The following is a 26,684-nucleotide window of genomic DNA, read 5'->3' on the forward strand; positions in this document are numbered from 1 at the left end:
CCGTAATCTGCCTGTGGAACGCAACTATGGCACCGCAGGCAGATGCAGGATACAAACACTTTGATACATGTGGCACCGGGGGCGGCTCCGGTGACAGATCAGGCGGACAGTGAAGCGCCTCGCGTCATTCCTCGCGCGCTCAGCAACCGACAAAAGGCCGCCGTGGTCGTGCGGCTGCTGCTGAATGAAGGCGCGGATATCCCGCTGGAAGACCTTCCCGACGATTTGCAGGAAAAACTGACCCATCAGCTGGGTGAGATGGGGCTAGTGGATCGTGTGACATTGGACGCAGTGGCGCAGGAATTTGCACAGGCGCTGGACAGCGTCGGCCTGTCTTTCCCGCACGGTCTGGCCGGTGCTTTGGACGCGGTGGATGGTAAGATTGCCCCAGCTACAGCCGCGCGGCTGCGTAAGGTGGCTGGAGTGCGCCAGATTGGTGATCCCTGGCAACGGCTGCGCGAGGTACAAACCGAAGACCTGGCTGCCATGGCACAAGCAGAAAGCACCGAGATCGCCGCCGTGATGCTATCGAAACTGGATACCGCAAAGGCCGCGCAGCTTTTGGGGAACCTGCCCGGTCCTGTTGCCCGTCAGATCACCTATGCGATGTCGAAAACCGCCAATGTCACACCCGAGGCGGTGGAACGCATCGGCTGGTCGCTGGCGGCTCAGTTGGACCAAAGGCCGTCGCAGGCCTTTGCGGATGGTCCCGGGGCGCGTGTGGGCGCAATTCTGAACCAGTCGGCGGCCTCTACCCGCGACGGGTTGCTAACCGCGCTGGATGAAGAGGATTCGGATTTCGCCAGCGTCGTGCGCCGTTCGATCTTTACCTTTGCGCATATCCCAGCCCGTATTCTGTCACGCGACGTCCCGGCGGTTCTCCGCAGTGTGGATCAGGCCGATCTGGTCACCGCGTTGGCCGGGGCCACTGCTGAGGATGACCAAAATACAACCGAATTCCTTTTGTCCAACATGTCATCGCGAATGGCCGACAACCTGCGTGAAGAAATCGGCGAACGCGGCAAAGTCAAGCAGTCCGAGGCTGAAGAGGCCATGACTCAGATTGTTGGCGCTATTCGTGCACTGGTTGACGAAGGAACGATCGCCCTGATCGAAGAAGACAATGAGGAATAGGCAAGCGCCGCGGTTTAGGTCATAGGAATGCTTGTGGTCGCGGAATGTGCCTTGTATGTCTGACCCGGCAAAATGCAACAGCCGGTGAGACCAGATTATGCCCGTCGAAAAGTCGGAACTAAGCCGCGGGGCGCTTCGAAAATATTATGTCACCGGCCTGTTTCTGAAAGGTGTAATCGGGGCAATGCGGCTGTTGCCGTATGAACGGCGTATCGCAACGATGGGGGCCATCGTACGCGGGCTTGCCCCTTTGGTCGGGTTCACTAAGCGCGTGCGCAGCAACCTGAAGCTCACCCGCCCCGACCTGTCGGACGCCGAGGTAAATCGCATCTGTCGCGCTGTACCCGACAATGCAGGTCGCGCCATCATGGAGCACTTTTCGCCAGAAGGCTTCACGGAACGGCAGGCCAGCGCCAAGGTGTCCGGCCCCGGCATTGCTGCCTTTGACGCCGCCGTGGCCGAAGGGCGACCCGTCATGATGATAACCGCGCATTTCGGTCACTACCTGGCAGCGCGGATCGCCCTGCAAACCCGCAGTGGACAGCCCATCGGATGCCTCTATCGTCGCATGGCAAACCCCTATTTCAACGACATGTATGTCGAAGCGTTTTACAAAACCGGCGCGCCCATGTTCGAACAGGGCCGCCGCGGCATGGTTGAGATGGTGCGCTCCCTCAAGAGTGGCGGCATCATTGCCATTGTCTCAGACCTGCACGCCCACGGCGGGGAAGAACTGACGTTTTTTGGCAAACCGGCCGTGACATCCGTCTTGAACGCCGAATTGGCGATGAAATACAAAGCCGAACTGATCCCGTGCTATGCGATCCGCCAGCCTAATGGCATTGATTTCGAAATCGTCCTGCATGACCCGGTTCCGCATACTGACGCCAAGACCATGACCCAGTTCACCAATGATGATCTTGAGGCTATGGTAAGGCAGCACATGGGACAATGGTTCTGGATTCACCGACGCTGGAAAGCCTGGAACGGACTTGGCGTTCAGCCCGAGGATATGCCCTGATCACTTGACCTTGGTGGCGGCAACGATTGGGCCATGCCCAACCTTCTGCACAAGTACGACCGCTGGCAGGTCCGAGGTCAACACCGCCGAAAACTTCTGCGGCGCCACCCCGTCCCACTGCCCGGCGACCTGCCAGGTATCTACAACATTTGCATAGTCCAACTCATGCCCTGCCAGCTCTCCTCGGCGGATCGAGGCATGGCGCATCGGCGCATACTGCACCACGCGCACGTCAAAAAGCTCACCCTCTGGCAGTTCGACCGGCGTAACATCGACCGTGACATCGTTGCCCGAACGGGTCGCCACCACTTCGGCCTCGGGCGCAGCTTTGAGATGGGCATCGATCAGATACTCCAACTCCTGCGACTTTGCACCGACCACATCCTGCTGACCGTTGATAACCATCTGCGGCGTGTAGATCATCGACCGCCCGCCCTGACGCGCATAGGCGCGCTGACGCAGGGTGTGATTGGGATCGGCATATTCGTCCTTCCAACCAATATAGTCCCAATAATCCACATGCAGGGCCAGTCCGATCACATCGTCACGTTGTGCCAGATCATGCATCAACTCGTCGGCTGGCGGGCAGGACGAACACCCTTGTGATGTGAACAGTTCGACCACAACCGGGTCATTCTCGGCCACGGCTGAGGTGGCCAGAAACAGGGAAACAAACACAGTGACAGGAGCAATTCTGAACATATGAAATCTCGGGCTTTTGGGGTGCTTATCCGGTTTAAACGGATCGACGCTCAACCGCCAATCAAGGTTTCTTGAGATTTAAAACAATCGCCCTTGAATTGTATACGTTAGCATACAATTTAGAAGTCAAGGTATCTAAGCCTTGAATGCACGGCAATCATGCTCCAGAAAACAATCAGCAAATCCCCAAACCCAATATTTTGAAAGGGAGGCCAACAATGCCCATTACCGTTGGAAAGGATAGCGCCAAAACACGCCGCAGCCTGAGCGTGAACGGCAAGTCCATTGCCTATTACTCGATTCGCGCCGCGCAAGAGGCCGGTCTAGGTGATTTTTCCAGACTTCCTGCGGCACTGAAAGTGGTGTTGGAAAACATCCTGCGGTTTGAGGATGACGGGTTTTCTGTCTCGGTTGATGACATCAAAGCCTTTGCCGAATGGGGCGCAAATGGTGGTAAAAACCCGCGCGAGATTGCCTATCGCCCTGCCCGCGTATTGATGCAGGACTTCACGGGCGTCCCGGCCGTCGTCGATTTGGCCGCAATGCGTGACGGGATCAAGGCGCTGGGTGGTGACGCGCAAAAGATCAATCCGTTGAACCCGGTGGATCTGGTCATCGACCACTCAGTCATGATTGATGCGTTTGGCAATCCGCGCGCATTTCAGATGAACGTGGATCGCGAATATGAACGAAACATGGAACGCTATCAGTTTCTGAAATGGGGGCAGTCGGCGTTTGACAATTTCCGCGTTGTGCCACCCGGCACCGGCATCTGCCATCAGGTAAACCTTGAATATCTGGCCCAAACCGTCTGGAGCGACAAAGACCAGAACGGTGAGGAAGTTGCCTATCCCGATACTCTGGTCGGCACCGACAGCCACACCACCATGGTCAACGGCATGGCCGTTCTGGGCTGGGGCGTTGGCGGGATCGAGGCCGAGGCCGCGATGCTGGGCCAGCCGATTTCGATGCTGATCCCCGAGGTTGTTGGCTTTGAGCTGACCGGCGCGATGGTCGAGGGCACTACCGGCACCGATCTGGTTCTGAAAGTGGTCGAGATGCTGCGCGAAAAAGGCGTGGTTGGCAAATTCGTCGAATTCTACGGCAGCGGTCTGGATCGCCTGCCATTGGCTGACCGCGCGACCATTGCCAACATGGCACCGGAATACGGCGCGACCTGCGGTTTCTTCCCGATTGATGGCGAAACCCTGCGCTATATGCGCAATACCGGACGCGACGAGGATCGCCTGGCGCTGGTTGAGGCTTACGCCAAAGAGAACGGCCTGTGGCGGGATGAAAACTACGCCCCGATCTACACGGACACCCTGTCGCTCAACATGGGCACTATCGTTCCAGCCATATCGGGTCCGAAACGTCCACAGGACTATGTCGCGCTGACTGGCGCCAAAGCCGCTTTCACCAAGGAAATGGCTGAGACCTTCAAACGCCCGATGGCCAAGGAAGTCGCCGTCAAAGGCGAAGACTACACCATGGATTCGGGCAAGGTGGTAATCGCCTCGATCACCTCATGCACCAACACATCGAACCCCTATGTGATGATCGGGGCCGGTCTGGTGGCGAAAAAGGCGCATGAGCTGGGATTGAACCGTCAGCCTTGGGTCAAGACCTCGCTGGCCCCCGGATCGCAGGTTGTGACCGAATATCTTGAGGCCGCCGGGCTGCAACAGCATCTGGACGCCATCGGGTTCAACCTTGTGGGCTATGGCTGCACCACCTGCATCGGTAACTCGGGTCCGATCCAGAAGGAAATCAGCGAAGCGATTGCCGAGGGCGATCTGGTCGCCACCTCGGTTCTGTCGGGCAACCGCAACTTTGAGGGTCGGATTTCGCCGGATGTGCGCGCCAACTATCTGGCTTCCCCTCCGCTGGTGGTGGTCTATGCGCTGGCGGGCACCATGGATATCGACCTGACCTCGGAACCGATCGGTCAGGACAAAGACGGCAATGATGTGTTCATGAAAGATATCTGGCCCGACCAGAAGGAAATCGCCGATCTGGTGCAGGAAACCGTCACCCGCGAGGCATTTCAGTCGAAATATGCTGACGTGTTCAAAGGCGACGACAAATGGCAGGCGGTCGAAGTTCCGCAACAGGAAACCTATGACTGGCCGCCGACCTCGACCTACATCCAGAACCCGCCCTATTTTCAGGGTATGAGCCCCGAACCGGGTACCATCTCGAACATCGACGGCGCCAAGGTTCTGGCCATTCTGGGCGACATGGTCACCACCGACCACATCTCACCTGCGGGGTCCTTTGCGGCAACCTCGCCTGCGGGCAAGTACCTGACAGAGCGTCAGGTCCAGCCGCGCGAGTTCAACTCGTATGGTTCGCGCCGAGGCAATCACGAGGTCATGATGCGCGGCACGTTCGCCAATATCCGCATCAAGAACGAGATGCTGGATGGCGTCGAGGGCGGCTATACCAAAGGTCCGGACGGTCAGCAGACCTCGATCTACGACGCGTCGATGGCCTATCAGGAACAGGGCGTTCCGCTTGTGGTGTTTGGGGGGCAGCAATACGGCGCCGGGTCCTCACGCGATTGGGCGGCAAAGGGTACCGCGTTGCTGGGCATCAAGGCCGTGATCGCCGAAAGCTTTGAGCGCATCCACCGTTCTAACCTAGTTGGCATGGGCGTGATCCCCTTCGAATTTACCGGCGGCGACACCCGGAAATCTCTAGGGCTAAAGGGGGATGAGACGGTCTCGATTGATGGTCTGGATAAGGTTGAACCATTGCAAGAGGTGCCCTGCACTATCACCTATGGCGACGGCACCACAAAGACCATCAGCCTCAAGTGCCGCATAGATACCGCGCCCGAGATCGAATACGTCGAAAACGGCGGCGTCCTTCAATATGTGCTGCGGAACTTGGCGAAAGCTGGTTAAACCTGCACGCCAAAAAATTAAGGGCGTCCGATTGGACGCCTTTTTTCATTTCTCATTTGGTTAAACCATCGCGGCTTTAGTTGCCTGCCGCTTTTTCCAACGCCGGACGGATCGTGCTTTCGATCACGCGCTGAGTTATCGGCCCGGCAAAGCGCAGGATGATCGTGCCCTCACCATCGATCACATAGGTCTCGGGCACGCCATAAACGCCCCAATCCAATCCCATACGCCCCTGCTCGTCCCGGCCGATTCCGGCATAGGGATCGCCCAGTTCGGTCAGGAAGGCTTCGGCGTTGGCCAGTTGATCCTTGTAATTGATGCCGTAAACGGGGATGCCCTCATCTGACAGGGCCTGCAGGTTGGGATGTTCAACCCGGCACGGCGCGCACCAGCTGGCCCAATAGTTGACCAGCTTGACCTCTCCGTCCCGCAGCGTGGCATCATCAAACCCTGTCTTGCCCGCGAATTCCGTCAGCACCACTGGCGGCGCGGGTTGGCCTTCGCGGGCCGACGGTAACGCGTTGGGGTCATCGCGGAACATGCCGATGCCCGCTAGGACGGCGAAAGCGCCAAAAATCAGCGGCGGCGCAATCATCAGGGGTGAGATTTTAGCCATTGCGCGTCATCCTTTGTTCGACCTTTTCCATCTCGGCCCGGACCTTGCGGCCACGTACGATGCTGAACACAATCAGCAGCGCCAGCAATCCGATCGAGGCCGCATAGGACCAGAGAACCGTATCGGCATATTTTCCGAGATCAGGGATCATCCGCTTACCCTTTCCCGCGCCAACAGCGCCTTGACCCGGCGCGCGCGAATTTCCGTGCCCGTGCGGTACAAAACAAGAGCAATGAACAGCAGTACAAACCCGATGATGCACAACAAAAGTGGGTAGAAATAGATATTGCTGACCTTCTCTTCGGTATCCGCCCCGGTCACGGCGGCGGCCCGCATCACGGATGCGCCCTGATGCAGCCCCTGATTCCAAAAATTCACGGCATAGCGGCTGAGCAGCGCAAAGACAGACCCGACCAGACACAGGACCGAGGTCAGATCGGCCGCCGTATCAGGGTCTTCGATAGCTTCCCAAAGTGCGACATAGCCCAAATAGAACAGGAACAGGATCAGGAACGAGGTCAGGCGCGGATCCCAGGCCCACCAGGTGCCCCACATTGGCTGCCCCCAGATCGCCCCGGTCGCCAGCGCGATCAGGGTCATCACAATACCCACAGGGGCCGCTGCACGCGCCGCCAGCGCGCTGACATGGTGGCGCCGCACAAGCCACACCAGCGAGGTCGCCAGCATCATCAGCCAGCAATTGATCGCCATCAGCGCAGCAGGCACATGCAGATAGATAATCTTGACCGTCGATCCCTGCTTGTAGTCATCCGGTGTGAAGAAGAACCCCCACACCAGCCCTACCACGATGCAGGCAAGCGATGATGCCCAGAAAAACGGCATCACCCGTTCACTGGTGGCAAGGAACTTGCGCGGATTGGCGTATTCCCAGAGGGCGTTGGCTTTGGCTGCGATAGACATGGGCCTTATCTAGTCCGAGTCGGGTTCGTTCTCAATTGACATCAGTCAAAGTTTGACCACGTCAGCGAAGGTTAATGCGCAGCACCGCTGCGCTGGCAAAGGGCAAAAGGGCGATCGTCGCGGCAGTGATCCCCGCTAGCATCAACAGCGGGGTCTGGGTTTCCATCCCCGTCGCCCCGCGGCGCGCGACTTCGGCCCCAAAGATCAGGGTCGGCACGTACAGCGGCAGGACCAGCAGGGATAGCAGCAATCCGCCACGTTTCAGGCCCACGGTCAGGGCCGCGCCGAAAGTGCCGATGACACTCATTGCCGGGGTGCCGATCAACAGCGATACGACCAGCCAGAAAAACCCCGGCACCGGCAGGTTCAGCAACACGCCCAAAAACGGAGCGGCCAGAACCAGTGGCAGGCCAGTGGTTAGCCAATGGGCCAGCGCCTTGATGGTCACTACCGCTTCCAACGGCAGCGGCGCGGTGGCCAATAGGTCCAGCGAGCCGTCCTCCCAATCCAGTGCAAGCAGGCGGTCCAGCGACAACAGGCAAGCCAGCAGCGCGCCCAGCCACAGAACACCCGGCGCGATGGTCGACAGCAGCGAGGATTGCGGCCCTACTGAAAATGGCACCAAAACGGTCACAATCAGAAAAAACGCCAGACCGAGACCAAAACCCCCGCCCGCGCGGAAGGCCAGTTTCAGGTCACGCAGCAACAGGGCGATCACAGGAAGCCTCCGTCGAAATCTTCTATGGGTTTGGGTTTCGCCTTGTTGCGGCCGACATCCAGAACTTCTCCGTCCAGGCCAAGGTCGATATGAGTGGCTATCAGGGCCGAACCGCCCTGCCCCAGATGCGCGCGAACGGCATCAGCGAACATCTGCACTGCATTACGGTCCAGTGATACGGTGGGCTCATCCAGCATCCAGATTGGCCGCCCCGTGACCAGCATGCGCGCCAGACCCAACCGCCGTTTTTGCCCGGCCGACAGGTTGCCAGCATGGCGATCAGACAATTCGTTCAGCGCAAAGGCGTCTAGCGCGGGCTGAATTTCATAAGTGCCAAAGACCGAGGCCCAAAAGGTCAGATTCTCAACCACCGTCAATGTCGGCTTCAACCCGTCGGAATGCGAGGCATATGCGATCTGATCCTCAGCCCCGTCAATCTGCCCCGCCAACGGCGGCTGCAATCCGGCCAGTGTGCGCAGCAAGGTCGTCTTACCGATCCCGTTCGGCCCGCGCAGAATCAACGCCTTGCCCGGCGGCAGAGCAAAGCTCAGCCCTTCAAGCACAGGAACGCCGCCACGGGCGATGGCCAGATCGGTCACAGTCAGTGTCATGGGTCCCGCTTATCTCATTGCCGTCAGGCGCAAAAGGTGAGATTTGACGCAGGCCCTGCCGACAGATCAGACCGGCAATAAGGCCAGCGCAACGCGCCGCCCTTCGGACAACAGCACGTTATACGTGCGGCACGCAGCCGGAGAGTTCATGATCTCAACTCCGATCCCGGCATTTTCCAGGGCCGTGCGCAGATCAGCAGGAATGTGATTCAGTTCAGCCCCGGTGCCAATAAACAAAACGTCCACGGTATCGGAAAGTTCCAGCAGCGGCGCGTTGTCCTCATACCCGTCCCAGGTCGTGGTTCCGGCGGGGCCTGTCAGAACGGCTCCCTCATAAACCTGCCCACCGATCCGGAAAAAGCCCGGGCCGTACCCGTCAACCGGGACTGCGTTGGTATAGGAAATCTCATTCAGGCGCATGGCCGTGTTCTAGCCCCAAAGCGGTAGGCCCGACAAGGCCGCAACCGCAATCGCCAGGTAAGCCGCAGCGCGATACAGCTTTTCATACGCGGGCCGGAACAACCAACCGCCCAGCCAGTTGCCCAGCAAATTGGGCACGGCCAATGCAAGGCCTAATGCCGCCGCCGCCCAAGTGATCCGCTCCATCCCGGTCAGGAACCCAAGGAGGAGGAAATCGAACCCGAACAGGAACAATAAAATCGTGGCGCGGATCACTTCGACCGGTATGGGGCGCGACATGTAAAACAGGATTACCGCCGGGCCGGGCAAGCCCGCCACGCCGCCCAGAAACCCGGCCGCTGCACCAATTCCCGCAACCATCCCCCGGCCAACATGGCCGTGATACCGCAAGCCAAGGATCAGCACGGCCAGCATAAACAGCGCCAGCAGACTGACGGCATAGCGGAAAACCTCGGGTTCAACCTTGGTCAGCACCCATAACCCTACAGGAAGCAACAGCGCACAGCCCACCAACAGCCGCAGCAGATCCTTGCGATGCACAACATGCCAAGCGCGACGCAGGTTCGGCAATGGGCCGAAGATGTCCATTATAGTCAGGCCGATGATGGCTCCGAATGGACCAAGGAAGGGTGTGGAAAGAGGAAGGAAAATCAGTGCGGTGCCGAATCCGGAAAACCCGCGAACAACGCCGCCGAGGAAAGCCGCAAAAATGATAACGGCCAGCCCCATTGGGGACTGGCCGAATATATCAGGCGTCGATGTTGGCAAACTGATTGCCCGCCGTATTGGACGGCTTGGACCAGTCGCGTTTGACCCCCAGCCACAGCAGGATGGTCGAAGCCACAAAGACCGAAGAATAGGTTCCCACGATCACACCCCAGATCATCGCAAAGACGAAACCGCGGATCACATCCCCACCCAACACGTAAAGCGAAATCAGCGCCAGCAGCGTGGTCACTGAGGTCATCACCGTCCGGCTGAGCGTTTCGTTGATCGAGATGTTCAGAACCTCTTTGAGATCTTTCTTCTTGTACTTCCGCAGGTTCTCACGCACGCGGTCGAAGACGACCACAGTGTCGTTCAGCGAATAACCCACGATGGTCAGAAGCGCCGCGATAATGGCCAGATCGAACCGAATCTGTAGTTCCGAGAAAATACCGATGGTCAGAATCACGTCATGGACCAACGCGGCAACTGCTCCCAAAGCGAATTGCCATTCGAAGCGCAGCCAGATGTAGACCAGCACGGCGCCAATCGCCAAAACCACCGCGATCACGGCGGTCTGGATCAACTCACCGGAGACCTTTGGGCCGACGGATTCGACGGACACAAATTCTATGTCCGGCGCTGCCACCTTCAGCGCCTCTTCCACGGCGTTAACCGTCGCGGCCGAGACGGCCTCGGCATCGGCTTGCGCCTGAATGCGGATCATGGCGACGTTTTCATCCGGCCCAAAAGTAGGGTCGAAAATCTCGGTGATGCTCACGTCGCCCAGCTCCAGCGGAGAGATCGCGTCGCGATAGGCGCCGACGTCGATTTCCTGTGCGGATTGGGTCCGGATCGTGGTCCCGCCACGGAAATCGATACCGAAGTTCAGCCCTTGCAGCATGAAAGACGTAAACGCCACAACCATCATCAGGGCCGAGATACCCAGCCAGACCTTCCAGCGGCTGAAGAAATCAAACGAGGTGTTCTGGGGTACGAGTTTCAGTCTCATGTCAAACCTCGATCATTTTCGGACGACGGCGTTCGAACCACATCACGATCATCAAACGCGTCACGAAGATCGCGGTAAAGACCGAGGTCAGAATACCCAAGCCCAGCGTAATCGCGAACCCGCGCACCGGCCCGCTGCCCATGGCAAACAGAATCACGGCGGTGATGAAAGTGGTAACGTTTGCGTCCAGAATAGCCGACAGGGCTTTTTCATAACCCAGCTCAATGGCACGCGCCGGGCCTCTGGCGGATTTCAGTTCTTCGCGGATACGCTCAAAAATCAGCACGTTGGCGTCCACCGCCATACCGACCGTCAGGACAATCCCCGCAATACCCGGCAGGGTCAGCGTGGCCCCGATCAGCGACAGCAGGCCGAACAGCAGCCCGACGTTGATGATCAGCGCAATGTTGGCAAACACGCCAAACAAACCATAGCTAAGCGCCATGAAGGTCAGCACCGCGACAAAGGCTACGATGGTTGCCACTTTACCGGCATCGATGCTGTCTTGCCCCAGTTCAGGACCGATGGTGCGTTCTTCAAGGAACTCCAGCCCCGCAGGCAACGCACCCGCTCGCAACAGGACCGCCAGATTGGTGCTTTCTTCAACGGTGAAGTTACCGGTGATGATACCCGACCCGCCCGGAATATGGCTTTGGATCACCGGGGCCGAGATCACCTCGTCATCCAATACAATCGCAAAGGGCGCGCCGATGTTTTCCAGCGTGTAGTCGCCAAACTTGCGTGCGCCGGACGTGTTGAACCGGAAACTGACTGCCGGGCGACCGTTCTGGTCGAACGAGGGCTGCGCGTCGACCAGTTCCTCACCCGTCACAACCGGGGCGGATTCAATGATGTAATAAACGCCATCTTCGTCAATGGACGGGACGACCTCTTGCCCTATCCCCGGAACAGCGTCCGGGTCGGTGCCGCGACTGACGACCGAGTTGAAAGTCAGTTGAGCGGTGGTGCCGATGATCTCTTTCAGTTCACCTGCACTGCCAATGCCCGGCACCTGAATCAGGATACGGTCTGCACCCTGGCGCTGAATTGTGGGCTCTCGCGTACCGACCTCGTCAATCCGGCGGCGGATGATTTCCAGCGCCTGACGCACGGTGCGATCATCCGAGGCCAGCTTTTCGGCCTCAGACAACCGCACGACGATGGTGTCACCATCGGCGCGGGCTTCGATATCGGTAGCCCCCACTCCGGTCAGCGTCTGCACCTGACGGGCCAGACCGCGCACAACTTCCAGCGCGCGGGACATGCCCTCGGGCTGGCTGATGCGAACGCGAATCTCATCCGGTGCCGAATCCTGCCGGCGGATCGTACCAACAGTCGCGCGTTCATCGCGTAGCGCGTCACGGATTTCCGGCCACATCGCCTCCATCCGGGATTCGTAAACATCTTCGACCTTCACTTCGGCCAGCAGATGTGCACCACCCCGCAGATCAAGACCCAGATTGACCAGTGACGATGGCAACCAGTTGGGCCATTGCGCCGCCTGTGCCTGCATCTCGGGGGTGTCGATGCCAAGTTCAATTCCGGCCTTGGCATCGTTGGATTGCTCGACGCGCGTGTAAAACGCATTCGGCAGGGCCATCAGCAGACCGATCACACAGACCGACCAGATCAGAACCCGCTTCCAGGTATTAATTTGCAGCATTACCCTGCCTTTTCAAGGAATTGTCGCGCGAAGTCACTTCGCCGGTTCGGTCTTGTTCAGAACCTGCGCAATAGTCGACTTGACCACACGAACCTTGACGTTTTCGGCCAGTTCAACCTCGACTTCGTTCTCGCCTTCCTTGACTTTCGACACCTTGCCGATCAGACCGCCCTGGGTGACAACTTGATCGCCCCGGCGCACGGCCTCGACCATGGCCTGATGTTGCTTCATCTTCTTCTGCTGCGGACGGATCAGCAGGAAATACATGATCGCGAAGATCAGGATCAGCGGGAGAAACTGGGCGAATGCGCCACCTTCCATGGGATATTCCTTTTGCTTTGGATTGCGGCACGGTTCCGCAAATTTGGCGGGAACCTATGCCCTGAGATGCGCCTTTGCAAGCAAAGGCGGTGCTGTGACCCACCTGAACCTGATCCCAACGCATGAACTCGCGTCAAAGCGTTGCAGATATGTCCTAGGCAGAGGCTTGAACTCAGCTATAGTCAAACCTGAGGAGGGACAATGACAGCTCGTTACAAACCATTCCAATCGTTGACGCTTTTGCTGTCATTGCTGGCCTTGATTTTGTGTCTTGCAGCACCGCTTGGGGCACAGGAAACGCCCGCCGATATCGTTGAACCAGAGGCCGAGGAAACAGACAGTTTCAAAGCCCCCGTCATCGTGGACGGCGATATGCTGTTCTTCCTGCGCGGCTCTAGCGCCCTGCCCGCGCCGGAACGGGCGGAAAGTGTCCAGAACAAGATCATCGAGGTTGCCGAGGCCTCAGAAGACCCCTCGGTCGACATTTCATTCGAAGAGACCGAGCTTGGCATCCGAATTCGCGCGGATGGTGTGATCGTGTCCATTGTGACCGTGGCAGATGCTGATCTGGACCAGATGGAGCTGGATGTTCTGAGCTTCCTACACGGTCAGGCCATCGAAGAAGCCATCCTTGGCTATCGGGCTAATCGCACGGAACAGGCCCGCGTATCCGGCGCGATCGAAGCCGCCGCGTGGACCCTTGGGTTTGCCGTTTTCATCGTTGCGATCCTGTGGATGCATCGCAGGATCAGGCGGCGCACGCTAAAATTTGTCAAACGCCACTTGCGGGATGTGGAAACCGCCACTGCCAAAAGTGTTCAGGCCGAGGCGATTGCCGCGCTGGTCAGGTATGGTCTGAATTTCGTTCTGCTCATTATCTTTTTCCTGGGCTTCTACTACTACCTGTCCTTTGTTCTGCTCGCCTTTGCCGAAACCCGCTATTTTGCGCAATTACTACTGACCTACCTGACCGAACCGGTTCTGCTGATCTTCAAAGGCATTCTCTCTTACATCCCCAACATGATCATGCTGGCCCTGATCACCTGGGTCACGATGTACATCATCAAGGGCATGCGCGTGTTCTTTGATGCCGTTGAGGCCGGGTCGTTCGATATGGGTGATTTCGAGAAGCACTGGGTTAACCCGACCTTCAATATCGCCCGCGTCGTCGTCATCCTCATCGCGCTGGTTTTCGCCGTTCCTTACATTCCGGGGTCGGACTCGGCCGCGTTTCAGGGCCTGACCATATTGGTTGGCGCTATGCTATCGCTGGGGGCGAATTCGGTCGTGTCCAACATGCTGGCTGGATTATTCGTTATCTACCGCCGCTCAACCTCGATCGGGGACCGTATTCAGATCGGGGACCACATTGGCGATGTGGTGCAGATCAAGCTAATGGAAACCCACCTGAAATCCATCAAGAATGAGCTGATATCGATCCCCAATGCGCAATTGATGAATTCGGATGTCGTGAATTTTTCAAAGAAAACAGATGGTAGTGGGCTTTTACTGCACACCACAGTCGGCATCGGATACGAGGAGCCACCTGAGAAGGTCGAGGCCATGCTGATCGAAGCCGCTAAGCGCACCAAGGGGATCAAAGCCAAGCCCGAGCCGTTTGTGTTGTGGACTGCACTGGCCGACTACGCGATAAATTATCAGATCAATGGCTATACGACGCGGGGCAGTATCATCCCCAAAATCCGCTCGGATCTGCACCGCAACATCGTGGCAGTGTTCAACGAAAACAACGTGCAGATCATGACGCCGTCTTACATGGCCGATCCGCCCGAACCGAAGATACCCGCCGAAGAATGGGACGGGCATCTGGCGCATGAAACACACGAGGACACCGATAAGTCGTAACCGGTGCTACACCCTGCCTTTCAGATGGTGCATAAGCGATCCTAGTGATTCACGCATTAAGGATCTGAACCATGCACGACATCCGCGCCATTCGCGAAAACCCTGACGCCTTCGACGCCGCCCTGGCGCGCCGTGGGGATGCGCCGGTGTCGTCAGATGTGCTGCGGCTGGATGAAAGCCGCCGGGCCAAGATTCTGGCCGCCGAAACCGCTCAGGCGGAGCAGAACAAGGCCAGCAAAGAGGTCGGTGCCGCCAAAGCGCGCGGGGACGAGGATGAATTCCAGCGTCTGCGCGCATTGGTGTCTGAGAAAAAGACCGAAATCGCCCGCATGCAGAACGAGGCCAAGGATCTGGACGCGCTGCTAACCGACCAACTGGCACGCATCGCCAACCTGCCCGCCGAGGATGTGCCGCAAGGTGCGGATGAGAACGACAATGTCGAGGTGAACCGTTGGGGCACCCCGCGCGAACTCGATTTTGCTCCGAAAGAACACTTCGACATTCCCGCCGTCGCCGCTGCGATGGACTTTGAAACCGCCGCCAAGACCAGCGGCAGCCGTTTTGTAAACCTGTCGAAGGGTGTCGCGCGTATCCACCGTGCGTTGGCCCAGTTCATGCTGGACACCCATATCGACAAGAACGGCCTGACCGAGATGCAAACTCCGGTTCTTGTCCGCGATGAGGCGATGTACGGCACTGATAAACTGCCGAAATTCGGCGATGACAGCTATCAGACCACCAATGGCTGGTGGTTGATCCCCACATCCGAAGTAACGCTGACTTATTCCGTGGCCGGTGACATTCTGGACGAAGCCGCCCTGCCCATCCGCATGACCGCCCACACGGCCTGTTTCCGGTCCGAGGCGGGCAGCGCGGGCAAGGACACCGCCGGGATGCTACGCCAGCACCAGTTTGAAAAGGTCGAAATGGTTTCGATCACGCATCCCGACAAGTCGGATGAGGAACAGAAACGCATGCTGCGCTGCGCCGAGGACCTGTTGGAGCAAATGGGCATCCCCTACCGCACCGTCGTTCTGTGTACGGGCGACATGGGTTTTGGCGCGCGCCGCACCTTTGATATCGAGGCTTGGCTGCCCGGGCAGGACACGTACCGTGAGATCAGCTCGGTCTCGACCACCGGTGCTTTCCAAGCCCGCCGTATGAACGCACGTTTCCGCCCCGAAGGTGGCGGCAAACCGGAATATGTCCACACCCTGAACGGTTCAGGGCTGGCGGTCGGGCGCTGCCTGATTGCGGTTCTGGAAAATGGACAGAACGCGGATGGCACCGTGACCCTGCCCGAAGTGCTAGCGCCATACCTGGGCGGTAAACGAACACTGCAGCTGGACGGTACACTGGCATAAAAAAACCGGCACCCGCATTGCGTAGTGCCGGTCTTGCAGAACGTAAGGCGAAGGAGGATTACTTCTTCGTCTTTTTCTTACCCTTCTTCTTTTTGTCTTTCTTGGGCTGGTCTTTTTTCTTACCGCCCTTCTTGGACTGATCTTTTTTCTTACCGTCCTTTTTGGACTTTTTGTCTTTCTTGGCCTTGGCCTTCACCTTGTCCTTGGCCTTTGAGATCGCGGCTTCCATTTCTTGCAGCTTTTTGGCGGCCTTTTCAGCCTTGGCCTTGGCTTTGGCCTTCTTGCGCGCCTTGGCTTCTGCGGCGGCTTTTTCCTCGGCAGCTTTGCGCGCGGCCTCTTCGGCACGTTTCTCGGCAGCGGCGGCTGCGACGGTTTTCCGGGCGGCAGGCCTGCGCGTCGCAGGTTTGCGCGCGGGCGCGCGTCTGGCAGTCTTGGCCGCAGTCGGCTTTTTGGCTGCAGGTTTTGCCGCAGCCGCTTTCGCTGCAGGCGTGGTTGCAATCGCCTCTTTCGCCGCGGCGATCAACAGAGGCGCGCTAGAGGCACCAATTCGGGGAACCTTGACCAGGTCGGCAGGGTTGGCTTTGGCAAGGGCTTCAGCGGTTTTGTACCCATTGGCGATCAGCGCCTGCCCAAGCGCCTTTCCTACACCTTTAACATCGGTCACTGCGGTCATTACTAAGCCTTCCTTTCTCTCCCTACATTTTCAATTGAATGCACGCTGGGCCCAGACGCCTACTAATCTGCGAGCAGTTTCGGCGACGTCTTTGCGTCAATTGCCGTGAGCCAGAGTGCCGGTTCTATCCTCTTTGGGGAATGGCACGAGACGCTTGGCATCTTCGTCCCAGAGTTTCAAATTCAGCGCCGCCACCGCCTCGGGGAACTTGATCCGACGCGGGGTGAATTCAGGCGGCAGGTTATAGTGGCACGCCCGCAGCCGATAGGATGGAATTCGGGCGTTGAAATGGTGGATGTCGTGCAGCGTGATACACGCCACCGCATTGTCGAACCACCAACCAAAATCCAAAGCAGAAGACCCCTGCAAGGCTGCCAATTGCGGATCAAGGTCCGGACGGCGGTCCCAATACGTATCTTCGAAATTATGCTGCAGGTAGACCAAGAACACACCCAGCATCCCCCCCAGCAACGAAAACACCAGCCAGACCAGAATACCGGTCGTGCCCGCGATCAGATAAAGCAGCCCTAGGAAGATCACGATCGACAGATTGTGCAGCAGAACTCCGGTCACACCAAACCGTACCGTGTTTTTGGGCCAGCGGTAGCGAATAAAATAGGTGAACAACGCACCAACCGGAACCAAAATGAACGGGTTGCGATACAGGCGGTAGAACAAACGCTTTTTCCAGTCTGCAGCGTTCCATTCCCGCAGGGTCATCGTGTGAATCTCACCCGTTTCGCGGTGTTCCAGATTACCGATCCCCGAATGGTGCAGGTTGTGGTTCTGCTTCATCACTTCGAATGGCGCAAAGGTGAAGGGCGACAAACCGTGCCCGGCCCATTCATTCTGTTCGCGGGTCTCAAACAGGGAATGGTGGCCGCAATCATGTTGCAAAACGTAAAGACGCACAGCTGAAAAGGCAAAGACGATCCCGGCAGGGATCATGATGTACCAGCGGTCGACATAGATAATTGCCAGCGTCAGCGACGCGAAATAAACGGCGAACGTCCCAAAATAGCTTAGCGCGGCCAGCCGATTGTCCTGTACCGCATATTGTCGCGTATATTCCCGCAAATTCATTCAGCCTGTCCCCACGTTTGGCCCAATTAATATCACCACGAAACTATTTGCGTTTTGCTTGTAATCAAGCAGCGCGCACAAAAAACAGATGCACACAGGCGAATGCTAGCCTGCGGCAGCGGGACTGTCACGCCTTTCAGCCGAAAGTGTTGAAAATTGGCGCAGTTACGCGCGACCTTTGAGATGTTTGGCCAGAGCGCCCGCGTTTTTCTTGCGTCGCCCCTTATAGGGATTTTTGTCACCCTGCCCACGCAATGTCAGGCGGATAGGCGACCCGGGCATATCGAAATCCTCGCGCAGGCCATTCACTAAATAGCGGGTGTAGCTGTCTGGCATCTTGTCGGGATGTGAACACATCACCACAAACCCAGGGGGACGGGTCTTGGCCTGAGTCATATAGCGCAGCTTGATCCGGCGGCCCTGCGGCGCTGGCGGCGGGTGCTGCTCCAGCATGGCCGTCAGCCAGCGGTTCAGTGCTGCTGTGGGTACACGACGGTTCCAAACGTCATGCGCACGCAGGATGGCAGCGCGCAGACGTTCCAGCCCCCGACCAGTCTTGGCAGATACGGTGATCAGCGGTGCGCCACGCAATTGCGGCAACAGACGATCAAAGGACTCTTTCAGATCGCGCAGCTTTTCCTGCTTGTTCTCTTCGATATCCCATTTGTTAACGGCGACAACGACGGCGCGGCCTTCGCGCTCGGCCAAATCAGCGATGCGCAGGTCCTGCTGTTCAAACGGAATGGCTGCGTCCAACAACACCACCACGACCTCGGCAAATTTTACGGCGCGCAGACCGTCGGACACAGAAAGCTTTTCCAGCTTTTCCTGCACCTTAGCCTTCTTGCGCATGCCCGCCGTGTCGAAAATCCGCATCGGGGTGCTGTCGCCATCGGGATCGGCCCAGTCAATCCGCAGGCTGATCGCATCGCGGGTGATACCAGCCTCGGGGCCGGTCAACAGGCGGTCTTCGCCGATGATCTTGTTGATCAGTGTGGACTTTCCGGCATTTGGCCGCCCGACTACCGCAACCTGCAGCGGCTTGGCGGCTGTGATCAGCGGCGCCTCGCCCTCGCCGTCTTCGTCCAGTTCGATATCGGTTTGCGGGGCATCATCCTCGGCCTTCTCAGCCGCGGCATCTGCCAGCGGCATGAGTTGCGCATAAAGGTCTGTCATCCCCTCGCCATGTTCGCCCGACAAGCGCACGGGCTCACCCAGACCCAGATTATACGCCTCAAGCACACCCGCATCCGCCGCACTTCCTTCGGCCTTGTTGGCGGCAAGGATCACATGTTTCGAGCGTTTGCGCAGGATCTCGGCGAACATCTCGTCCGTTGGGGTTAACCCCACCCGCGCGTCGATCATAAACAGGCAGACATCGGCCATATCCACCGCGCGCTCGGTCAGGCGACGCATCCGTCCCTGCAGGCTGTCATCGGTCGCGTCCTCAAGACCCGCTGTGTCGATCACGGTAAAGCGCAGATCGCCCAGACGCCCTTCGCCTTCGCGCAGGTCGCGCGTCACACCCGGCTGGTCGTCGACCAGGGCCAGACGTTTGCCCACAAGGCGGTTGAACAGAGTGGATTTGCCCACATTCGGGCGCCCCACGATGGCGAGGGTCAGCGACATGATACTCAACTTTCAAGACTCAGACGCGCCCTTTAGCGCATCTTGCGATCAACGGAAAGCGTGTAGATCACCTTTGGTCGAAACGACATACAACGTCTGGCCGGCCACTACCGGGGCCGTGGTGGCGCCGCCGGGAACCTCGACGCTGTTGACCAGCGTGCCGTCGACCGGGTTAAAGAACCGCAGGAAACCGTCATTCGACGCGACAACGATGCGCCCACCGGCCAGGATCGGGCCATAGTGCGCAACAATTGGACCACGGCGTTTGGGCTTGTCCTTGACAAAACCGGGCAAATCCTGCGCCCAGATGATCGAACCGTCTGCTCTGTTCAGCCGAACCAACTGACTGCGGTCACTGATCAGAAACAGGCTATCACCCGCAGGCCATGCCGTATCCACAGCCCCCTCATCCGCCGTCCAGATCCGCTCACCCGAGGTGGCGTTAAACGCCACGGTGCGGCCCGAGTGATTGCCGATATAGATCGTATCGCCCACCACCATTGGTCCGCCGGTCACATCCACGATCTGTGCGGCCGCACGTCCCCGGCGCCCACCCGCGACCGAAGCGTTCCAGCGCCCGATCCCCCCCTTGCGGAAAGACGCGGAAATATCGCCCGAACCAAAGGCAAAGACGGCAAACTCCTGTGCAATCACAGGGGCCGGAGCCCCCAGAACATTGCCCACGCTTGGCGTACCCTGAACTTGCCACGCGATGCGGCCGTCCTTGGTGTTCACGGCCCAGCCGGTTTCATCACCTGCTACCAGATACAACAAACCATCATTGACCAAAGGTGCGCCGTTTCCTGGGGCATTCAGGCGTTTTTGCCATTTGATCGCCCCAGTTTTCGCATCCAACGCCGTCAGACGCCCAAACCCGGACGACACGTAAAGCACACCATTGGCATAGGCCAATCCGCCGCCGGTCGCGTCCGCGTCGCCATCATTGGCCGGGATAAGATTCTTGCTCCAGGCCACCTGTCCCTGCGGTGTAACCGCGGAAACGGTCGCGCCTGCATCCAGCGTATAAATCAGGCCACCGGCCACAACAGCTTCTGCGGTGATGCGACGCTTGCGCGAATCCCCATCCCCGATCGAGGTCGACCACACACGCTGAGGCGTCGCGCGCAGTGCCGCGTTGCCGGTGCGAAATGCGGGCGTCCCGGCGCTTTGCGACCAATTGGCGTTGGCTTTTTGCGCAGGCAGGCTGATCGGTTTTGAACCCTGGGTTACCAAAGTCACGTTGTCAGAGGTGGGCCGAATGTCTTCACGGGCACCTGGCAGGATGACCTCGGGTTCCTCACATGCGGCAAGAACACTCAGCGATAGGGCCGCAGCCGTCAATCCAATGCGGGAGAAAAGACTTGTCACCATTATACTCCGAACTCGCCTGTCATTCTAATTGCCGCCGGTTCAGCCCTGCTGGGCCACCAGTGGTTCCGGTTCGCCGCCAAGCGCGACAATCAGTTGCGCGGCGCGTTGCTGAAGGTCCACGCCAATCTCGGCGTCCTGCCGCATCGCCTGTAGACGCTCGATTGCTGCGTCCGCATTCCCCTCGGCGACATCAATCAGTGCTAGTTGTTCTTCGGCCAACAAGCGCAGCGGTGCGCCCGGCGCAGACAGCGCCTCGAACTGCTGACGGCGATCCGCCACGGGCAAAGTGTCACTTTGCAGCAGCAGCGCCTTGAATGTAGCAATCGCACGATAAATTTCCGGCAGATCACTCTGAACGGCGATGGCGTTCAGGCTGTCCACAGCCTCTTGCCGCGACCCGGCCTCAACCTGCGACGAAGACAGCAACATGTTCAGAACCGCATCGCCGCCGGGTGTTACCGCATCAATACTGGCCAGGCTGCTTGCACGTTCGGCCGAGTCATTCTGCGCAAGCGCGCTGAGAATCTCGTCACCCAGCTTTTCAGCCTGACCGGTGGTACGGGCCTTGCGAACCTCGTTAAACGCGGCCCCGCCAACGATGAGAACCACGGCCAGAACGCCGATCCAGCCCCAGCGACGCAGCAGCAGATACAGGCGATCACGGCGAACCTCTTCGGTCACCTCATCAATAAAACTGTCGACGTCGCTCATCCCTGCTCCCTGGGCTGTCACATTTTCTATGGCGCCATGTCATACCCCGGCGACCTTGCCAAGCCAAGGGCCGGATTTCGCACATTTTCGCCGCGTCACGCTGCCCTTGCGAAAAAAAGTGAACCGAACTATTCAGTTTAGTGTAGAAAACGCGCGTGCCTGCCCCCACTTTTAAACATGCACGCCGAAGGACAATCGGCAAAGAATTTTTAGAGAGGCCCCGTATGCGATTGATTTCATTCGTGAATGCGATTCTGGTGATTGCCGCATTATTCCTTTTGGTCTTTGAACGCGACGCATTGTTTGCATTTGCTGGTCGCGGCGACTCTGAAACAGATACGTCATCCGAAGCAGAATCTGTATCCGACCCCCAGACGGCGCAGAATGCAATCGGTGTGGTCGTCTTGCGCTCGTCTGCACGGGAAATTGACAGCGCCGTGTTGTTGCGCGGCCAGACCAGAGCCAATCGCCAGGTCGAAGTTCTGGCCGAAACAACGTCGACCGTGATTTCGGAACCCAAGCGCAAGGGTGCGTTCGTCGAAGCGGGCGACCTGCTGTGCGAGCTTGACCCAGGCACCCGCCCCGCCAGCCTGGCCGAGGCTATGGCCGCCAAACTTGAAGCCGAAAGCCGCATCCCCGAGGCCGAAGCCCGCCTGGAAGAGGCGCATGCCCTGGTTGCTGAGGCGCAAATCAACCTGACGGCCGCACAGAAACTGTCGGAAACCGGGTTCGGGTCGGAAACGCGACGGATTTCCAGCGAAGCCGCGATGCGCTCTGCCGAAGCGGGCGTCAAAACCGCCGAGGCCGGATTGGAGGCCACTCGCGCCGGGATCGAAGCCGCCACTGCTGAGGTCAAAGCCGCCCAGCGCGAGATTGACCGTCAGACCATCGAAGCCCCATTCAAGGGCCTGCTGGAAAGCGATACCGCCGAACTGGGCAGCCTGATGCAGCCCGGATCGCTGTGTGCGACCGTGATTCAATTGAACCCGATCAAGCTGGTGGGGTTCGTGCCCGAAACGGATGTAAACAAGATCATCGTCGGTTCGGAAGCATCGGCGCGCCTGATCACGGGTCTTGAGGTCAAAGGCCGCGTGACTTTTCTGAGCAGGTCGGCGGATGAAACGACCCGCACCTTCGAAGTTGAAATCACCGTTCCAAACCCGGAACTGGCCATTCGCGATGGTCAGACGGCCAATATCCGTATAGCCGCCGACGGGGCAAAGGCCCATCTGCTGCCGCAATCCGCCCTGACATTGAACAACGAAGGGCAGATCGGTGTGCGCACGGTCGGCGCTAACCAGATCGTGGAATTCATGCCGATTCTGCTATTGCGCGACACCGCAGAAGGCGTCTGGGTTGATGGGCTACCGGAAACCTCTGATGTCATTGTGATCGGCCAGGAATTCGTGACGCAAGGCGTTAAGGTCGAACCAACCTACCAGGAAGCTGCACAATGACAGGATTGGTTGCATGGGCCGCCCACAGGGCCCGTATGGTGTTGGCCTTCATCGCGATCTCGCTGATTGTCGGCGGGTTTGCATATGTCAGCCTGCCCAAAGAGGGTGAACCGGATATCGAAATCCCGGCGCTTTTCGTCTCGGTCCAATTTCCCGGCATTTCCGCCGAGGATTCTGAGAACCTTCTGATCAAGCCGATGGAGACCGAACTGGCGGATCTGGACGGTCTCAAGGAAATGACCGCCACTGCTGCCGAAGGCTATGCCGGTATCGCGCTAGAGTTCGAATTCGGCTGGGATAAGACCGCGATCATGGCGGATGTGCGCGACGCGATGAACAGCGCTCAGGCCGATTTCCCTGAAGGGGCTGAGCAGTATTCGCTTTTCGAGATTAACTTTTCGGAATTCCCTATCGTCATCGTCAACCTAACTGGCGCAGTCCCCGAGCGAACAATGGCGCGTATCGCCAAAGACTTGCAGGACGATCTTGAATCGCTGGATTCCGTTCTGGAAGCCGGGATTGCGGGCAACCGAGACGAATTGCTCGAGGTGATTATCGATCCGCTCCGGCTGGAGGCTTACAACGTCTCGGCCGACGAATTGATCACAGTTGTCCAAAACAACAACCAGCTGATCGCTGCTGGTGAGGTGGATTCAGCACAAGGCACTTTCTCGGTCAAAATCCCGTCTTCATTCAAAACCGCTGAAGATGTCTACAGCCTACCCGTCAAGGTCAATGGCGACCGCGTGGTGACGATGGGTGAGCTGGCGCAGATCAACTATACTTTCGAAGACCGCGAAGGCACCGCGCGGTTTGACAACCAGTCCACGGTGGCACTTCAGGTGGTCAAACGCAAAGGCTACAACCTGATCGACACAGTGGACGACGTCAAAGCGACTCTTGCCGCAGCGCAAGAGAAATGGCCCGCCGAATTGCAGGCCGCCGTAGATGTTGGCACCTCGAACGACCAAAGCCGCATTGTCGATTCGATGGTGCGTCAGCTTGAAGGTTCGGTCCTAACCGCGATCGCGCTGGTGATGATCGTGGTTCTGGCCTCGCTGGGTACGCGCGCTGCGCTGTTGGTCGGATTTGCAATCCCAACCTCGTTCCTGCTGAGCTTTGCTTTTCTGGCGGTCATGGGCGTCACCATCTCGAACATGGTGATGTTCGGGCTGATCCTTGCGGTGGGGATGCTGGTCGACGGTGCCATTGTTGTGGTTGAATACGCCGACAAGCGCATCAAAGAAGGCATCGGCCCGATGCACGCCTATGTCGAGGCGGCGCAGCGGATGTTCTGGCCCATCGTGTCCTCGACCGCGACGACGCTGTGTGCCTTCCTGCCGATGCTGTTCTGGCCCGGCGTGCCCGGCGAATTCATGAAGATGCTGCCGATCACGTTGATCTTCGTTCTGTCCTCTTCGCTGATCGTGGCGCTGATCTACCTGCCGGTCGTCGGCGGCGTATCCGGACGAATGAGCCGCACGTTCGATCGAACTTCGAATTGGCTGCGCAGTGTGGCCCCGTGGTGGGTTCGCGCAATTATGGTCCCCCCATCGCTGTACATGATCTTCTTGGGCGCGATGCAGATGCTGAACCCTGACTATCTGCTGCCCGGGGGCGTGCTGTCGGGTGCCTTGCTGTTCGTCTTCGGTGGCTTTGCAGGGTCGGTGACCCTGAGTGCCGCCAAAATCGAGCGGCAAAAGGAAGAACGCGTCCACACAGCGCGTGAACACTCTGTGTTCGGTTATCTGATAAAGTTCCTGGTCGGCAACCCGGTCATGCCGCTCGTATCAATCATGGCAGTCGGTTTTTGCGTCTGGCAGGTGATGTCGTATTACGGAGAAAACAACCGCGGCGTTGAGTTCTTTGTCGAAACCGAACCAGAACAGGCCACCGCCTATGTCCGGGCCCGGGGCAACCTGTCATTGCAGGAAAAAGACGCGATGGTGCTGGCCGCCGAAGAGGTGATCGGGGCACACCCAGCCGTAACCAACGTGTTCGCTTTTGCCGGTGAAGGCGGCCTAAACCAGAACAACGGCGGTGCCGAAGCTCCGGCAGATACCGTCGGTCGTGTGCAGTTCGAAATCACTCCGTGGGAGGACCGCCCAACGCTGACCGAACCCGCGTTTTTCGGTCTGTTCGATCGCGAAATCATCGCCCCGGAGTACGACGGTGATTTCGTTCTAGACGAGTTGAATGCAGAACTTGCCAAACTGCCCGGTTTCATCGTGGAAATCCTGCCGCTGGAACAGGGTCCGGCCTCAGCTAAACCTGTACATCTGCGTATCAAAGGCGACGGTTGGGAGGAATTGACCACAGCGACCGAAGCCGCGCGGGCTGTGTTTGACGAAACGCCCGGTCTGATCAAGATCGAAGACACCATGCCCCTGCCCGGCATCGACTGGCAGATCGACGTGGACGTCGCCAAGGCCGGACGTTTCGGGGCTGATGTCGCCACGGTTGGCGCAATGGTACAGTTGGTCACCCGTGGCATTCTTCTCGGCGAGATGCGTCCGGACAACACCGATGAAGAAGTCGAGATTCGCGTGCGCCTGCCTGAACAGGACCGAGTTTTGTCCACATTGGATTCGCTCAAGGTCCGCACCCCTGACGGGCTAGTGCCGCTGTCCAACTTTGTCACCCGCCAACCGGTGGCCAAGCTGGCCGAGATCAACCGGATCGACCAGCAGCGTTACTATGACGTCAAAGCAGATGTCGAGCCGGGCCTGTCCAAGGTGGTAGTCGACGGCCCTGACGGAACCGAACAGCGACTGGCCGTTGTGCGTGCGGTCGAAGAAGGCGCGGAACCCAACGGGACAACCATCACCAGCTCCGATGGCACGGTATTTGAGCTGTTCCAACTAACCGGTGCCGAAACCGTCGAGGACCTGCGCACAGCTATTGCGGAAGAAGGGGCGCGGTTCGCGCTGGTCAATCCGAATGAACGGATCGCAGTGCTGACGGAATGGCTGAACACCAGCCCCTTCTCGAACACGATTGCCTGGGAGTGGACCGGCGATCAGGAGGATCAAGAGGAATCCGGGGCCTTCCTGCAAAGCGCTTTCCTGGGTGCTTTGGGCCTGATGTTCGTGATCCTGCTGGCGCAGTTCAACTCGTTCTACAACTCGGTACTGGTGCTGCTGGCGGTTGTACTGTCGACCACCGGGGTTCTGATCGGGATGATCGTTATGGGGCAACCGTTCTCGATCATCATGACCGGCACGGGCATCGTGGCGCTGGCAGGGATCGTGGTGAACAACAACATTGTTCTGATCGACACCTATCAGGAATACAGCCGCTATATGCCCCGGATCGAAGCCATCATCCGCACGGCTGAGGCGCGTATCCGTCCGGTTCTTCTGACCACATTGACCACGATGGCTGGTCTGACACCCATGATGTTCGGCCTGTCGCTGGACTTCATCAATGGTGGTTATTCGATCAACAGCCCCACCGCGTTGTGGTGGAAGCAGCTGGCAACGGCGGTGGTCTTCGGATTGGGCATTGCGACGGTTCTGACGCTGATCGTGACGCCTTCACTGTTGGCGTTGCGCGTTTGGGTTTCGACCTACACGATATGGCTGGGCCGGGCACTGGCGCGCGCGACATCCGGTCGATCCAGCCAATTGGCGCAGGATATGGCGATTGGCAAAGCCGTCCGTCAGGCACAAGCGACCGAGGTGGTCTGGGGCGACGAAACGCCCCCTGCGTCCAAAGATGCCCAAGCGCCCGAACATCCGCCGGGATCACCCCTAAAAGCGGCAGAATAAAATAATG

Annotated in this window: 23 protein-coding genes; 7 read left to right on the forward strand and 16 right to left on the reverse strand. The window is 58.4% G+C overall.

Features of this window, described 5'->3' with window-relative positions:
* The first annotated feature begins 42 nt into the window (after positions 1-42).
* Together ACR0DL_RS07040 and ACR0DL_RS07045 are read left to right on the forward strand one after the other, a co-directional pair.
* Positions 43-1,134 carry a flagellar motor switch protein FliG gene (locus tag ACR0DL_RS07040; RefSeq protein ID WP_480688256.1) on the forward strand — a complete coding sequence of 364 codons (1,092 nt, stop codon included), beginning with the start codon at positions 43-45 and terminating at the stop codon, positions 1,132-1,134.
* Between the two features lie 97 nt (positions 1,135-1,231).
* Complete coding sequence (locus ACR0DL_RS07045; protein ID WP_480688257.1) at positions 1,232-2,155, forward strand: lysophospholipid acyltransferase family protein; 924 nt, start codon at positions 1,232-1,234, stop codon at positions 2,153-2,155.
* Here the strand turns inward: ACR0DL_RS07045 and ACR0DL_RS07050 are convergent, their stop codons facing one another.
* Complete coding sequence (locus ACR0DL_RS07050) at positions 2,156-2,857, reverse strand: DUF1223 domain-containing protein (protein WP_480637051.1); 702 nt, start codon at positions 2,855-2,857, stop codon at positions 2,156-2,158.
* A gap of 218 nt (positions 2,858-3,075) precedes the next feature.
* On the opposite strand from ACR0DL_RS07050, the gene acnA reads away from it, so the two are divergent.
* On the forward strand, positions 3,076-5,766 hold the full coding sequence (gene acnA / locus ACR0DL_RS07055) for an aconitate hydratase AcnA (protein WP_480688258.1): 2,691 nt from the start codon (positions 3,076-3,078) through the stop codon (positions 5,764-5,766).
* A 76-nt stretch (positions 5,767-5,842) separates the two neighbouring features.
* On the opposite strand, the gene ACR0DL_RS07060 is transcribed toward acnA, so the two are convergent.
* From ACR0DL_RS07060 to yajC, 10 genes are all read right to left on the reverse strand, one after another.
* Complete coding sequence (locus ACR0DL_RS07060; protein WP_170349103.1) at positions 5,843-6,382, reverse strand: DsbE family thiol:disulfide interchange protein; 540 nt, start codon at positions 6,380-6,382, stop codon at positions 5,843-5,845.
* Entirely contained in the window at positions 6,375-6,533 is a 159-nt protein-coding gene (ccmD, locus tag ACR0DL_RS07065; protein WP_170349104.1) for a heme exporter protein CcmD, read from the reverse strand. The genes ACR0DL_RS07060 and ccmD overlap by 8 nt, the downstream gene beginning before the upstream one ends.
* On the reverse strand, positions 6,530-7,303 hold the full coding sequence (locus ACR0DL_RS07070; RefSeq protein WP_170359058.1) for a heme ABC transporter permease: 774 nt from the start codon (positions 7,301-7,303) through the stop codon (positions 6,530-6,532). Before ACR0DL_RS07070 ends, ccmD begins: the two co-directional genes overlap by 4 nt.
* Before the next feature lie 61 nt (positions 7,304-7,364).
* The gene (ccmB, locus tag ACR0DL_RS07075; protein WP_170349106.1) at positions 7,365-8,021 is read right to left on the reverse strand and encodes a heme exporter protein CcmB; all 657 of its coding nucleotides are present in this window, start codon (positions 8,019-8,021) and stop codon (positions 7,365-7,367) included.
* A complete protein-coding gene (gene ccmA / locus ACR0DL_RS07080; RefSeq protein WP_170359062.1) occupies positions 8,018-8,632 on the reverse strand; it encodes a heme ABC exporter ATP-binding protein CcmA in 615 nt (204 codons plus the stop codon). Before ccmA ends, ccmB begins: the two co-directional genes overlap by 4 nt.
* A gap of 66 nt (positions 8,633-8,698) precedes the next feature.
* Positions 8,699-9,052: an Mth938-like domain-containing protein gene (locus ACR0DL_RS07085; protein WP_170375855.1), complete on the reverse strand. Its 354-nt coding sequence runs from the start codon at positions 9,050-9,052 to the stop codon at positions 8,699-8,701.
* A 9-nt stretch (positions 9,053-9,061) separates the two neighbouring features.
* Complete coding sequence (locus ACR0DL_RS07090) at positions 9,062-9,820, reverse strand: sulfite exporter TauE/SafE family protein (RefSeq protein ID WP_254428447.1); 759 nt, start codon at positions 9,818-9,820, stop codon at positions 9,062-9,064.
* A complete protein-coding gene (gene secF / locus ACR0DL_RS07095) occupies positions 9,801-10,769 on the reverse strand; it encodes a protein translocase subunit SecF (protein ID WP_480688259.1) in 969 nt (322 codons plus the stop codon). Before secF ends, ACR0DL_RS07090 begins: the two co-directional genes overlap by 20 nt.
* A 1-nt stretch (position 10,770) precedes the next feature.
* The gene (secD, locus tag ACR0DL_RS07100) at positions 10,771-12,432 is read right to left on the reverse strand and encodes a protein translocase subunit SecD (RefSeq protein WP_480688261.1); all 1,662 of its coding nucleotides are present in this window, start codon (positions 12,430-12,432) and stop codon (positions 10,771-10,773) included.
* A 33-nt stretch (positions 12,433-12,465) separates the two neighbouring features.
* Positions 12,466-12,753 carry a preprotein translocase subunit YajC gene (gene yajC / locus ACR0DL_RS07105; protein ID WP_058280646.1) on the reverse strand — a complete coding sequence of 96 codons (288 nt, stop codon included), beginning with the start codon at positions 12,751-12,753 and terminating at the stop codon, positions 12,466-12,468.
* 201 nt (positions 12,754-12,954) lie between these two features.
* Here yajC and ACR0DL_RS07110 point away from each other — a divergent pair, with 201 nt between their 5' ends.
* Together ACR0DL_RS07110 and serS are read left to right on the forward strand one after the other, a co-directional pair.
* A complete protein-coding gene (locus ACR0DL_RS07110) occupies positions 12,955-14,619 on the forward strand; it encodes a mechanosensitive ion channel family protein (RefSeq protein ID WP_480688263.1) in 1,665 nt (554 codons plus the stop codon).
* Between the two features lie 71 nt (positions 14,620-14,690).
* Positions 14,691-15,983, forward strand: coding sequence for a serine--tRNA ligase (gene serS, locus ACR0DL_RS07115; RefSeq protein WP_480688265.1), 1,293 nt, complete (start codon positions 14,691-14,693; stop codon positions 15,981-15,983).
* Between the two features lie 58 nt (positions 15,984-16,041).
* On the opposite strand, the gene ACR0DL_RS07120 is transcribed toward serS, so the two are convergent.
* The 5 genes from ACR0DL_RS07120 to ACR0DL_RS07140 all read right to left on the reverse strand — a co-directional run bounded on the left by ACR0DL_RS07120 (position 16,042) and on the right by ACR0DL_RS07140 (position 21,450).
* The gene (locus tag ACR0DL_RS07120) at positions 16,042-16,656 is read right to left on the reverse strand and encodes a helix-hairpin-helix domain-containing protein (protein WP_480688267.1); all 615 of its coding nucleotides are present in this window, start codon (positions 16,654-16,656) and stop codon (positions 16,042-16,044) included.
* Between the two features lie 96 nt (positions 16,657-16,752).
* A complete protein-coding gene (locus tag ACR0DL_RS07125) occupies positions 16,753-17,739 on the reverse strand; it encodes a fatty acid desaturase (RefSeq protein ID WP_480688269.1) in 987 nt (328 codons plus the stop codon).
* A 165-nt stretch (positions 17,740-17,904) separates the two neighbouring features.
* Positions 17,905-19,368: a ribosome biogenesis GTPase Der gene (der, locus tag ACR0DL_RS07130; protein ID WP_170396259.1), complete on the reverse strand. Its 1,464-nt coding sequence runs from the start codon at positions 19,366-19,368 to the stop codon at positions 17,905-17,907.
* Positions 19,369-19,416: 48 nt separating this feature from the next.
* A complete protein-coding gene (locus ACR0DL_RS07135; protein WP_170349116.1) occupies positions 19,417-20,739 on the reverse strand; it encodes a PQQ-like beta-propeller repeat protein in 1,323 nt (440 codons plus the stop codon).
* 39 nt (positions 20,740-20,778) lie between these two features.
* Entirely contained in the window at positions 20,779-21,450 is a 672-nt protein-coding gene (locus ACR0DL_RS07140) for a hypothetical protein (RefSeq protein WP_480688271.1), read from the reverse strand.
* 224 nt (positions 21,451-21,674) lie between these two features.
* Here ACR0DL_RS07140 and ACR0DL_RS07145 point away from each other — a divergent pair, with 224 nt between their 5' ends.
* Positions 21,675-22,907, forward strand: coding sequence for an efflux RND transporter periplasmic adaptor subunit (locus ACR0DL_RS07145; protein WP_480688273.1), 1,233 nt, complete (start codon positions 21,675-21,677; stop codon positions 22,905-22,907).
* Positions 22,904-26,677, forward strand: coding sequence for an efflux RND transporter permease subunit (locus ACR0DL_RS07150; RefSeq protein ID WP_480688275.1), 3,774 nt, complete (start codon positions 22,904-22,906; stop codon positions 26,675-26,677). The genes ACR0DL_RS07145 and ACR0DL_RS07150 overlap by 4 nt, the downstream gene beginning before the upstream one ends.
* The last annotated feature ends 7 nt before the right edge of the window (positions 26,678-26,684 follow it).

The sequence above is a fragment of the Ruegeria sp. BB5 genome (assembly GCF_056539405.1).